Below are 11884 nucleotides of genomic sequence, written 5' to 3' on the forward strand. Positions count from 1 at the left end.
GGCGTCGCCTGTGCAGGAAGCGTCTGCAGGTCCGCCACGCCACCGTTCAGCACCGCTGCCGGAAGCCCGAAATACTGCAGAATGAACCAGACGCGGGCGGCCTCGGTCATTCCGCCGTCGTCCAGGACCACCGTCAGGGCATCTTGGGTCAGGCCCAGCTGCGCGATCTGGTTCTGCCAATAGGGGACGTCATCGAACCCCATATCGCTTTGTTTGGCCGCCGCGATCCAGTCGCGGATCGGGACGACCGCCATATCGGCGGGATGTTCCTCTGCTGTCGGCACGTAGAGCAGGCGCAGGGGCCCCAGATCGGACAGCTGAGACGCGGAGACGATCGGCGAAGTGTTCATGGGGTCATGCCCTTTTTTCAGACTGTTCGGCCGCAGATTATGCGTCAAAAGATGACCCCCGCCAGCCCGGCCAGCGCATGCTCTACGAATGACTTCCGGGCCACCAGCATGGTCACTCTGCGTTCGGGGTATTGATGGCCGACCGCTGAACAATTCGAAAGCAGGCCGTTTGGTGCCATGCCTGGAGGCTGCATTTCCGTTCCGGGCTGGATGACCAGCGGGTCCATTTGACCTTCGATATTCGAACCACAGTTGCATCTCCTTCAATGCGGACGAGGAGGCTGTCGCCCAAGCCGGTCCTGGTGCCAGTCATCTCAAGCTTGCAACGAATGTCTTTCCGCCCGAAGCATAAGCGATGAGAGAGCTTACACTGCGCCAGGTCGAGGTCGTTCGCGCCGTCATGATCGCCGGCACGATCCAGGGTGCCGCGGATCTGCTGAACGTGTCCGCGCCCGGGATCAGCCGGTTGATCAAGCATACCGAAAGCGGCCTGGGCATCCGGCTGTTCGAACGCAAGGCCGGGATATTCGTGCCCGCGACCGAGGCGCATGCGATCTTTGCCGTGCTGGAGCAGGTTCACCGCCAGATGGACAACCTGAACGTCGCGGTCAGCGCGCTTCAGAAGGGGCACCAGTTCACGCTGTCCTTTGCATCGGCGCCCTCGATCGCGCAGTTCATTGCCGCGCGGGTCATCCGCGGGCTGCGGCAGCGGTTCCCGGACCTGGACATCGATCTGGACATCCTCAAGATCGAGGAGACGCTGGACTATCTGCTGCTGGAGAAGGGCGAGGTGGTGATCATGTCGTCGCACCTGGACAACCCCGGCATCCAGTGCACCCCCATCGGCGAAGGCCGGATCGTGGCCATCATGCCCGAGGGGCACCCGCTTGCCGAGAGACTGGCCGTGTCGATCCACGATCTGATCCGCTATCCCTTCATCGGCGTCGACCCGTCCGACCCCTATGGGCAGACCCTGGCGCGGCCGTTCGACGATGCGGGCCTGACCCCGCGGCACGCGATGCGGGGGCGGTTCGCGCAGACCATCGTCAGCCTGGTGCGGCATGGGCTGGGCGTGGCCGTCATCGACGAATTTTCCGTCGCCGAAGTGTACATGGCCGGGCTGGTCCGCCGACCGCTGGTCGAACCGGCGACGATCACCGCCTGGTCGGTCCAGAAGCGGGGCCGACAACTGTCAAGCTTTGCCGAACAGACCGTGTCCCTGTTCCGCCGTGAGCTGGGCCGTGCGCGGGCGAGAGAGCGGTGGGACCAGCCCGCTGATTAACGTCAGGTTACGTTCCGCGTCAAATCGGTATTTGCGGTTAGTCTTGTGATCTGAGATGGATTGACGACAGCCCAGGAGGATGGGCGCTGATCCGAGGGAGGAACGATGCGACATTTTGTTTACGGCGCGGCCGTGGTGCTGGGTCTGGCGATGCCGGCAATGGCCGAATACCCCGAGCGTGACATTCAGGGCATCATCCAATGGGGTGCAGGCGGGTCGACCGACACGGTCAGCCGGTCGGTGACGCCCCATGCCGAGGCGGTGCTGGGCGCCAAGGTGATCCTGCAGAACGTCACGGGCGGGGTCGGTGCCATCGGCCTGAATCAGGCGGACCGCGCCGATGCCGACGGCTATACCCTGCTGTTCGGGGCGGAAAACCCGCTGCTCTACAAGGTCATGGGCCTGGGAGAGAAGGACTACGCGGACTTCGTGCCGATCAACGTCATTGCGCGGGGCATTCCGATCCTGGTGGCCCAGCCCGATGCGCCCTTCGACACCTTCCCCGAGATGATCGCCTATATCAACGAGAACCCGGGAGAGGTCCGTTTCGGCTCGACCGGGCCGGGCGGTCTGCCGTCGGTGGTCACGGCGATGATCAACGACAAGACGCCGATCGACGTGACGGCTGTGCCCTATGACGGCGACGGTCCGGCGCTGACGGCGCTGCAGGGCGGGGCCATCGACGTGATGCCCGCCGTGCTGGGCGCGGCGCTGGAGCCCGTGCGGGCCGGCAACCTCAAGGCCATCGCGATCTTTGACAGCGAGGGCGTGGAACAGCTGCCCGACGTTCCGGCGATCACCGACACCAACCCGGAATTCGCCGACCTGCTGCCTTGGGGTCCGTTCTTCGGCATCTTCGCCAAAGCCGGTACGCCCGACGACGTCGTGGCCAAGCTGACCGACGCCTATGGCCAGGCCACGCAGAACGCCGACTTCCTGTCGATGATGGAGGGACGTGGCTTCCGCATGCTGTCGCTGACCGGCGCCGAGGCGCAGGAGTTCCTGGACGGCTGGCAGAGCCAGACGGCCTGGATCCTGTACGACGCGGAAATCGCCAAGAACTCTCCCGAGGATTTCGGCATCAGCCGTCCCTGACCCGACCTGACCGCATGCCGTCCCGGTCCGACCGGGGCGGCATCCCCAGGGTCCGCGCAAGTCACAGGTCCGACGGAGGGACCCATCCATGGAACCGACACCCAAACGTCGCCCGGGCGAACTTGTCTTCAACATCGCCATCATGCTGGCCAGTTTCGGCCTGCTGTATTCGGCCTACGGCATTTCCGGCTTCGAGGCGCTGTCCGCCCCCGGCGCGGTGCCGATGGCCACGACCGCGATCATGGTCGTCTGCGCCGTCGTCATCCTGCGCCAGACGCTGCGCAAGGGCGCCGATACCAGCCAGACGATGGCCGCCGACATCCTGCCGCTGATCGTGATCGTGACCATCGCGATGATCGCCGCCTATGCGGTGCTGCTGCGGCCGCTGGGCTTTCTGCCGACATCGGTGCTGTTCCTTCTGGTCATGGTCCGGTTCCTGTCGCGGCGCGGATGGGGGTTCTGCCTGGCCGTGTCGGTCGGCACCGTGTTCGTGATCTGGATCATCTTCCGCCTGATCTTCGCCGTCCTGATGCCGCAGGGCATCATCCCCGAGGGACGCATCGTCTCTGCCATCACATCGCTGTTCTGAGGGCGCATCATGGACATTTTGTCGAACCTGCTGATCCCGATCGTCAATCTGGACCTGCTGATGCTGATCGCCGTGGGGACATTCGCGGGCATCTATGTCGGCGCGATCCCCGGTCTGTCGGTGACCATGGCCGTGTCGATCCTGATCTCGTTCACCTTTTCATGGGAGGTCTATCCGGCGCTGGCGCTGATGATCGGCATCTACATGGGCGGGGTTTATGGCGGGTCGCGCACGGCGATCCTGCTGAACATCCCCGGCGCGCCATCGGCCATCGCCACCGCGCTTGACGGCTTTCCCATGGCCCAGCATGGCCGCGCCGGAGAGGCGATCGGCATCGTGACGGTGGTGTCCTTCATCGGCGGCTTCATCGGCATCTTTGCGCTGGGCGCCTTCGCCCCGCTGCTGTCGGATTTCGCCATCGGCTTTCAGCCGCGCGACTTCATGCTGCTGGCAATCATGGGCATCCTGCTGGTCGGATCGCTGTCGGGCGACAGCCTGGTCAAGGGCATCTTCGCAGGCGCGCTGGGCATCGGGGTGGGGGCCGTGGGCATGGACCCGCTGACCATCCAGGACCGGTTCGTGTTCGGCATTTCCGAACTGCGGGGCGGGATCTCGTTCGTGGCGGTGATGATAGGGCTGTTCGGCGTGTCCGAGGCGCTGATCCAGCTGCACAGCATCCACACCCCCGCCGTGCGCCAGAAGATCACCGGCATCATCCCCAGCTGGTCCAAGGTGCGCAAGCACCTGCCGCTTGGGCTGCAGACCTCGACCATCGGCACGATCGTGGGGGCCCTGCCGGGCACCGGCGGCGACATCGCGGCGCTGATGGCCTATGACCACGCCAAGCGCGTCACCCGCAATCCCGAAACCCCCTTCGGCAAGGGCGCGATCGAGGGCCTGGTCGCCCCCGAAACTGCCAACAACGCCGCCGTCGGCGGGGCGTTCATTCCCATGCTGACGCTGGGCATTCCGGGCGACGCGGTCACCGCGATCATGATCGGCGCGCTGTTCATCCACGGCCTGAACCCCGGCCCGATGCTGATGATCGAACAGCCCGACATGTTCTGGTTCATCGTCAGCTCGCTGGCGCTGGCGAACGTGTTCATGCTGATCTTCGGCCTGACCGGCATCCGGCTGTTCGTCCGCATCGTCGAACTGCCGCGCACGGTCCTGCTGCCCGTCATCATGGTGCTGTCGATCGTCGGCGCCTATGCGGTCAACAACAGCCTGACGGATGTCTACTGGATGCTGGGCTTTGGCGTGCTGGGCTATTTCATGCGGCTCTACGGCTATCCGCTGGCGCCGATCATCCTGGGGGTGATCCTGTCGCGGCTTCTGGACGACAACTGGCGCCGGGCCATCATCAGCGAGCGCGAGGATTTCGGCGCGATGATGATGGGCATCTTCACCAGCCGCTGTCGCTGTGCCTGTTCCTGGCGGTGGTGATGATCCTTGTGACCAACACGCCGTGGTGGGCCCGGTGGCGGGCCCGCAAGGCCTGAGCAATGAGAGACCTGACCATGAGCGACATGATCCTGCTGGGCCTGATCGGCGACAATATCGCGGCCTCGCAATCGCCCCGCCTGCACCGTCTGGCGGGTGTCCAGAACGGACGCCAGGTCCGCTATGACAGCCTGATCCCCGCGCTGGAGGGTCTGGATTTCGACGCCCTGTTCGCCCGTTGCGCGTCGGGGGGCTATCGCGGGATCAACGTGACCTATCCCTACAAGGAGGTCGTGGCGGGCCGGCTGCGCATCGACGATCCGCTGGTCGCGGCGATCGGGGCCTGCAACACGGTGCTGTTCGACGCGGACGGGCCGCGCGGCTTCAACACCGACTATTCCGGGTTCGTCGCCGCATACCGGCGGGTGCGGGGCGACCGTGCGCCGGGGGCCGTGCTGATGATCGGGGCGGGCGGCGTGGGGCGCGCGGTGGCGTTCGGCCTGATCGCCCTGGGCGCGACCGAGATCCGGCTGGCCGACCGCGATGCCGCCAAGGCCGAGGGTCTGGCCGAGGCGCTGCGCCGGGCCGCGCCGGGGCTGGTCGTACGGACCGGCACCGATGCCGCGGCACTGGCGCCGGGCGCGCAGGGGCTGATCAACTGCACCCCCGTCGGCATGGTCGGCTATGGCGGCACGCCGCTGGCCGCCGATCTGATGGCGGGGGCGGAATGGGTGTTCGATGCGGTCTATACGCCGGTCGACACGCCGTTCCTGCGCGATGCCGGGGCGGCGGGGCTGGACGTAATCTCGGGGTACGAGTTGTTCGTGGGGCAGGGCGTCGATGCCTGGTCCCTGTTCACCGGCCTGCCTTTGGACGAGGCGCGCCTGCGCGACGATCTGGCCGCGGGGCGGGACGCGTCATGAAGACCTCGATCGCCACCGTATCGCTGTCGGGCAGCCTGACCACCAAGCTGGCCGCCATCGCCGAGGCCGGGTTCGACGGCATCGAGATCTTCGAGCAGGATTTCCTGGCCTCGGACTTCACCCCCGCCGAGGTCGGCCGCATGGTCCGCGACCACGGGCTGGAGATCACTTTGTTCCAGCCGTTCCGCGACTTCGAAGGCCTGCCCGAACCCCATCGCAGCCGTGCCCTGGCCCGGGCCCAACGCAAGTTCGAATTGATGAACCAGTTGGGCACCGACCTGATGCTGGTCTGTTCCACCACCCATCCGGCGGCCATCGGCGGCATCGACCGCATGGCGCATGATTTCCGCGATCTGGGCGATCTGGCGGCCCGTCACGGCATCCGCGTGGGGTTCGAGGCGCTGTGCTGGGGCCGGTTCGTGAACGACCACCGCGACGCATGGGAGGTGGTGCGCCGCGCCGATCACCCGAATGTCGGACTGATCCTGGACAGCTTTCACACCTTGGCGCGCCGGATCGATCCCTCGTCGATCCGGGCGATTCCGGGGGACCGGATCTTCTTTGTCCAGCTGGCCGATGCCCCGGCCATCGACATGGACCTGCTGTACTGGTCGCGCCACTATCGCAACATGCCGGGCGAAGGTGATCTGGACGTGACCAACTTTATGCAGGCGGTCGCGGCAACAGGATATGCCGGGCCGCTGAGCCTTGAGATCTTCAATGACCAGTTCCGGTCGGGATTGCCGCGCATGGTGGCCCAGGACGGGCATCGCAGCCTGATCGCGCTGATGGACCAGGTGCGCCGGGTCGAACCGGCGGCCGCTCCGGACCTGCCGCGATTCCCCGCGCCGGCCCCGGTCGAGCGTATCGAATACATCGAATTCGCCACCAGCGCGGCCGAGGCGCCCGCGCTGGAGACGCTGCTGTCCAGCCTGGGCTTTGCGGCGGGGGGGCGGCATGTCTCCAAGCCGGTGACGGTCTGGCGGCAGGGGGGCGTGAACGTGCTGGTCAATTCCGACCTGTCGGGCTTTGCCCACAGCTCTTATGTGACGCACGGCACGACGGTGTCGGAAATCGCGCTGATGGTGCCCGATGCCCGCGCGGCCTTTCAGCGGGCGACGGCGCTTCTGGCGCGGCCCTTGGTTCAGGACACGCTGCCGGGTCAGCTGGCGATCCCCGCGATCCGGGGTGTCAGCGGCAACGTGATCCGCCTGCTGGACGGCACCTCGGATCTGGCGGGGATCTGGCAGGTCGATTTCCGCGCCACGCCCGCGCAGGCGGGGGCGGGGATCACCGGGATCGACCATATCGGCCAGACCATGGCCTATGATGAGATGCTCAGCTGGTCGCTGTTCTATACGTCCATCTTCGATGCGGAAAAGGCGCCGATGGTCGATGTGGTGGACCCAGACGGTCTGGTGCGCAGCCGGGCGATCCGGTCGGGCGGGCTGCGGGTGACGCTGAACGGCGCCGATGCGCGCCATACCCTTGCGGGTCGGTTCATCGAGGACAGTTTCGGCGCATCGGTCCAGCATGTGGCCTTTGCCAGCGACGACCTGTTTGCCACCGCCGCCGCGCTGGCGGAACGCGGCTTTGCAACGCTGAAGATCGGCGCGAACTATTATGACGACGTGCAGGCCCGGTTCGGGCTGGATCACGGCATGGTGGCGCGGATGCAGGCGGCGTCGATCATGTATGACGAGGATGCGGGCGGGCAGTTCTTTCAGCTGTACAGCGAGCCGCGCGCCGACGGGTTCTTCTTCGAGATCGTCCAGCGGCAGGGCAATTACGCGGGCTATGGCGCGCCCAACGCCCCCTTCCGCATCGCCGCGCAGAAACGCGCCGCCCGCCCGGCGGGAATGCCGCGCCACTAGGGCCGCGTGCCGTCGGTGGCCAGCTGCGTCAGCAGGTCCAGCATCGCGTTGCCAGGCCCGACCTGCCGGCGCGTCAGGCCGACCGCACCGGTCAGGAACCCCGCATCGGTCGGCCACTGGATCAGCGCGCCGCGGTCCAGCTCGTCCCCGACCACCCCCTGAGAGATGAACCACAGCGCGTCCGACGCGGCCAGGATGCCCCGCCCGACCGCCAGGGCCGCGGTTTCGAACGCGGGGCGCAACCCGGCCAGGTTGCGGGCCTGCAGGTAATCGTCGACCGCCCGGCGGATCAACGCGTCCTGCGGCGGCAGGATCACCGGGCAGGCCGCCAGCACGTCGCGCACCGGCTGGCCCCACAGCGGATGCCCGGCGCGGGAGACGAGGGCGATCTGATCCTCGTACAGGTGGTCGAAGCGCAGGCCCGCCATGTCGGCGGCGGCGGGCATGCGCCCGATCATCAGGTCGATGCCGCCGTCATGCAGCATGCGGATCAGGTGTGAATGCGGCCCCGTCTCGACCGACAGGGTCACATGCGGTTGGATCTCGCGAAAGCGCAGCGCCACGCGCGGGAACAGCCGTGTGGCCGCCGTGGGCAGGATGCCCACCCGCAACCGGTCGGTCCCCGTCACCGGATGCAGCGCGGCGACCCCGGACTCCAGCATCTGCAGCGCGGCGGCGGCATGGGTGCGCAGCAGGGTGCCCGCATCGGTCAGCACCAGCCGCCGCCGTTCGCGCCGGAACAGCGGCACCTGCAACAGGGCCTCCAGCTCGGCCAGGGTGCGGCTGAGTGCGGGCTGGGTGATCCCCTGCGCCCGTGCCGCCGCCGTCAGGCTGCCGCGGGCCGCGATGTCCAGAAAGACCCGCAGATGCCGCAGCTTGATGCCGGGATGCATAATCATTTGGGCATCCTTTGCTGCCGATTTTGCATTATCGGTGATCTTGCCCCCATGTTACGTTATGGACAGGAGGAGTATCCATGCAAATCTTGTCCCGCCTTACGGGGCGCTGCATTTCCGGCTGGACGGTCCAAGCGGCGCGCCGGTGGTGCTGATGGCCAATTCGCTTGGCACGGATCTGCGTCTGTGGGACGCGGTCCTGCCGCTGCTGCCGCAGGGGCTGCGCTATCTGCGCTTTGACAAGCAGGGGCACGGCCTGTCCGACCTGGGCGTCGCCGACCGGATCGCCGATCACGCCGCCGATGCCGCCGCCCTGATCGAGGCCGTGGCCCCCGGACCGGTGGTCATGGTGGGCCTGTCGATCGGCGGGCTGATCGCGCAGCGCCTGGCGGCGGACCGGCCCGATCTGGTCCGCGCGCTGATCCTGTCCAACACCGCCGCCCGGCTTGGCACGCCTGAAAGCTGGCAGGCCCGCATCGACGCCGTCGAACGGCATGGCATGGACAGCATCGCCGACGCGGTGATGGAGCGCTGGTTTTCGCCCGCCTTCCGCGCGACCCCCGTCATGGCGCCGTGGCGCACCATGCTGGCCCGCACGCCCGCCGCGGGCTATGTTGCCGCCTGCCGGGCGCTGGCCGGGGCCGATCAGCGACAGGCCACCGCCGCGCTGCGCCTGCCCGCGATGGTGATCGCGGGCGAGGCCGACGGTGCATCGCCCCCCGATGTGGTGCGCGCGACCGCCGACCTGATCCCCGGCGCGACGTTCCACCTGATCCCCGGCGCGGGCCATCTGCCCTGCGTCGAGACGCCCGACGCCCACGCGGCGCTGATGACCCCGTTTCTGGAAAGGCATGCCGCATGACCCAATTGTCCGACACAGGGACCGCCACCCGCCGCCGCGTGCTGGGCGCGGCCCATGTCGCCCGCGCGCAGGCCGCGCAGACGCCGTTCGACGCGCCGTTTCAGGCGCTGATCACCGATGCGGCCTGGGGCCATGTCTGGTCACGGGGCACGATTCCGCTGCGCGAACGGTCGATGATGACCATCGCCCTGCTGGCGGGTCTGGGCAATGACGGCGAACTGGCCCTGCACCTGCGGTCCATCCCGAACACCGGCACCAGCCGCGACGACGTGATGGAGGCGCTGCTGCACGTTGCCATCTATGCCGGCGTCCCGCGTGCCAACCACGCCATCGCCCTGGCCCGTCGCATCTTTGCCGAGGCCGACGCCGAAGGAGGACAGGCATGACCCTGTATCAACGCGACCGCACCTGGCATCCGCCCGCGCTTGCCCCCGACTACAAGACCTCGGTCGCGCGTTCGCCGCGGCTGGCGATGCTGTCGATCGAGGGGACGGTGTCGGAAGTGACCGGCCCCCGGTTCGGTCACGGAGAGATCACCGCGCTGGACGGCGACCTGATCGCGAATTACGCCAAGGACGGCGATCCGGTGGGCGAACGCATCATCGTCCACGGCCGCGTCCTGGACGAGAACGGCCGCCCCGTCCCGCAGACCCTGGTCGAGATCTGGCAGGCCAATGCCGGCGGCCGCTATCGCCACAAGAAGGACAGCTATCTGGCCCCGGTCGATCCGAATTTCGGCGGCTGCGGGCGGGTGCTGACCGACGATCAGGGGCATTACGCCTTTCGCACCATCAAGCCCGGCGCCTATCCGTGGCGCAACTGGGTGAACAACTGGCGCCCCGCGCATATTCACCTGTCGGTCTTTGGCACGGCCTTCGCGCAACGCCTGATCACCCAGATGTATTTCGAGGGCGACCCGCTGATCGCGCATTGCCCGATCGTGCAGGCCATCCCCGATCCCCGCGCCATCGACGCGCTGATCGCGCCTCTGGACCTGAACCAGGCGGTGCCGCTGGATTGCCTGGCCTATCGGTTCGACATCGTGCTGCGGGGGCGGCGGTCGACCTTCTTCGAGAACCGGCCGGAGGGAAACTGACATGCCGCAACCGCTGAGCTATCTCAAGGAGACGCCGTCCCAGACCGCCGGGCCCTATGTCCATATCGGACTGGCCCCGCGGGCGGCGGGGTTCGACATCTATGACACCGAACTGGGGTTCGGCCCCGTGCCGGGCGACGTGCCGGGCCCGCGCATCCGGATCACCGGCTGCGTGTTCGACGGCATGGGCGCCCCGGTCCGCGATGTCCTGATCGAGGTCTGGCAGGCCGATGCGGACGGGCTGTATCCCGGCCAGCCGGGGGCTGCCGCGGGTTCCGGCACTGGGCGCGCGTGGTGCCCGATTTCGGGACCGGACAGTTCACGTTGGACACGGTGCTGCCCGGCGCGGTGCCGGGGCCGGGGGGGCGTCCGCAGGCGCCGCACCTGTCGCTGTGGCTGGTCGCGCGGGGCATCAACACCGGCCTGCAGACGCGGATGTATTTCGCGGGTCAGGACAACGATGCCGACCCGGTGCTGTCCCTGATCGAACAGCCGCACCGCCGCGACACGCTGATCGCCCGTGGCGCCGACGGTCATTATCACTTCGACATTCACCTGCAAGGTGACAAGGAAACGGTATTTCTCGATGTCTGACCCCTGCATCATCTGCGTGGCCATCACCGGCAGCCTTCCGACCAAGGCCGACAACCCGGCCGTTCCCGTCACCGTCGCCGAACAGGTGGAATCGACCCACGAGGCCTTCGAGGCCGGGGCCGCCATCGTCCACGCCCATGTCCGCGACGACGAGGGAAAGCCCACCAGCGACCCCGACCGCTTTGGCCGCCTGCTGGAGGGCGTCCGCCAGCATTGCCCCGGCATGATCGTGCAGCTGTCGACCGGCGGGCGGTCGGGTGCGGGCCGCGACCGGGGCGGCATGCTGCCGCTGCGGCCCGACATGGCCAGCCTGTCGGTCGGTCGAACAACTTTCCGACCCGCGTCTATGAAAACAGCCCCGAACTGGTGGACTGGCTGGCATCCCAGATGGCGACCCACGGCGTCATGCCCGAGATCGAGGCTTTTGATCTGTCCCACATCCTGCAGGCCCATGCGATGTGGCAGGACGGGCGGTTGACCACCCGACCCTATGTGCAGTTCGTGATGGGGGTCAGGAACGCCATGCCGGTCGACCGCAACGTGTTCGATTACTATATCGCCACGGTCCGGCGGCTGTTCGGCACGGACGCGCCGTGGTGCGCGGCGGGGATCGGTCCGAACCAGATCGTGCTGAACGAATGGGCCGTCGCATCGGGCGGTCACGCACGGACCGGGCTGGAGGACAACGTGCGTCTGGACCGCACGCGGCTGGCACCGTCCAACGCGGCGCTGGTGCGGCGTGTGGTGGACCTGTGCGACCGGTATCGCCGGCCGGTGGCGACGTGGCAGCAGGCCCGCACGATTCTTGGTCTGGCGGAGGTCGCATCAGGTCCGCATCGTGAAAAAGGTCGTATGCCACTGCTGGCGAGGCTCTTGACGG

At 67.4% G+C, this 11884-nt stretch carries 12 protein-coding genes and 2 pseudogenes; 11 read left to right on the forward strand and 3 right to left on the reverse strand.

Translation table 11 applies throughout. From position 1 onward, the window contains the following. A partial coding sequence (locus TY51_RS06210; RefSeq protein ID WP_042247291.1) for a hypothetical protein occupies nucleotides 1-350 on the reverse strand: 350 nt, incomplete at its 3' end. A 44-nt stretch (nucleotides 351-394) separates the two neighbouring features. After that, the gene (locus TY51_RS06215) at nucleotides 395-577 is read right to left on the reverse strand and encodes a hypothetical protein (protein WP_042247295.1); all 183 of its coding nucleotides are present in this window, start codon (nucleotides 575-577) and stop codon (nucleotides 395-397) included. Between the two features lie 128 nt (nucleotides 578-705). Between TY51_RS06215 and TY51_RS06220 the strand changes: the two genes are divergently transcribed. The 6 genes from TY51_RS06220 (at nucleotide 706) to TY51_RS06245 (ending at nucleotide 7556) form a co-directional block, all read left to right on the forward strand. Next, nucleotides 706-1632, forward strand: coding sequence for a LysR family transcriptional regulator (locus TY51_RS06220; RefSeq protein WP_042247298.1), 927 nt, complete (start codon nucleotides 706-708; stop codon nucleotides 1630-1632). Nucleotides 1633-1737: 105 nt separating this feature from the next. Next, nucleotides 1738-2727: a tripartite tricarboxylate transporter substrate binding protein gene (locus TY51_RS06225; RefSeq protein ID WP_042247300.1), complete on the forward strand. Its 990-nt coding sequence runs from the start codon at nucleotides 1738-1740 to the stop codon at nucleotides 2725-2727. An 88-nt stretch (nucleotides 2728-2815) separates the two neighbouring features. Next, nucleotides 2816-3316, forward strand: coding sequence for a tripartite tricarboxylate transporter TctB family protein (locus TY51_RS06230; protein WP_042247303.1), 501 nt, complete (start codon nucleotides 2816-2818; stop codon nucleotides 3314-3316). Nucleotides 3317-3325: 9 nt separating this feature from the next. Further along, nucleotides 3326-4762: a tripartite tricarboxylate transporter permease gene (locus TY51_RS06235; protein WP_231558933.1), complete on the forward strand. Its 1437-nt coding sequence runs from the start codon at nucleotides 3326-3328 to the stop codon at nucleotides 4760-4762. A gap of 59 nt (nucleotides 4763-4821) precedes the next feature. Next, nucleotides 4822-5682: a shikimate dehydrogenase gene (locus TY51_RS06240; protein ID WP_231558934.1), complete on the forward strand. Its 861-nt coding sequence runs from the start codon at nucleotides 4822-4824 to the stop codon at nucleotides 5680-5682. Next, nucleotides 5679-7556 carry a bifunctional sugar phosphate isomerase/epimerase/4-hydroxyphenylpyruvate dioxygenase family protein gene (locus TY51_RS06245; protein ID WP_042247305.1) on the forward strand — a complete coding sequence of 626 codons (1878 nt, stop codon included), beginning with the start codon at nucleotides 5679-5681 and terminating at the stop codon, nucleotides 7554-7556. Before TY51_RS06240 ends, TY51_RS06245 begins: the two co-directional genes overlap by 4 nt. On the opposite strand, the gene TY51_RS06250 is transcribed toward TY51_RS06245, so the two are convergent. Further along, the gene (locus TY51_RS06250; RefSeq protein WP_042247308.1) at nucleotides 7553-8455 is read right to left on the reverse strand and encodes a LysR substrate-binding domain-containing protein; all 903 of its coding nucleotides are present in this window, start codon (nucleotides 8453-8455) and stop codon (nucleotides 7553-7555) included. The genes TY51_RS06245 and TY51_RS06250 overlap by 4 nt on opposite strands. 58 nt (nucleotides 8456-8513) lie before the next feature. Here TY51_RS06250 and pcaD point away from each other — a divergent pair, with 58 nt between their 5' ends. From pcaD to TY51_RS06275, 5 genes and pseudogenes are all read left to right on the forward strand, one after another. Continuing rightward, complete coding sequence (pcaD, locus tag TY51_RS06255) at nucleotides 8514-9314, forward strand: 3-oxoadipate enol-lactonase (RefSeq protein ID WP_042247311.1); 801 nt, start codon at nucleotides 8514-8516, stop codon at nucleotides 9312-9314. Continuing rightward, nucleotides 9311-9700 carry a 4-carboxymuconolactone decarboxylase gene (pcaC, locus tag TY51_RS06260; protein ID WP_042247313.1) on the forward strand — a complete coding sequence of 130 codons (390 nt, stop codon included), beginning with the start codon at nucleotides 9311-9313 and terminating at the stop codon, nucleotides 9698-9700. The genes pcaD and pcaC overlap by 4 nt, the downstream gene beginning before the upstream one ends. Then, nucleotides 9697-10410 carry a protocatechuate 3,4-dioxygenase subunit beta gene (pcaH, locus tag TY51_RS06265; protein ID WP_042247316.1) on the forward strand — a complete coding sequence of 238 codons (714 nt, stop codon included), beginning with the start codon at nucleotides 9697-9699 and terminating at the stop codon, nucleotides 10408-10410. Before pcaC ends, pcaH begins: the two co-directional genes overlap by 4 nt. A gap of 1 nt (nucleotide 10411) precedes the next feature. Beyond that, nucleotides 10412-11004: pseudogene (gene pcaG, locus TY51_RS06270) on the forward strand (protocatechuate 3,4-dioxygenase subunit alpha). Beyond that, nucleotides 10997-11884, forward strand: a pseudogene (locus tag TY51_RS06275) (3-keto-5-aminohexanoate cleavage protein); the annotation flags it as partial. The pseudogenes pcaG and TY51_RS06275, both read left to right, overlap by 8 nt.

The organism is Paracoccus sp. PAMC 22219 (genome assembly GCF_000787695.1).
In the GTDB taxonomy this organism is placed as follows: Bacteria; Pseudomonadota; Alphaproteobacteria; order Rhodobacterales; family Rhodobacteraceae; genus Paracoccus.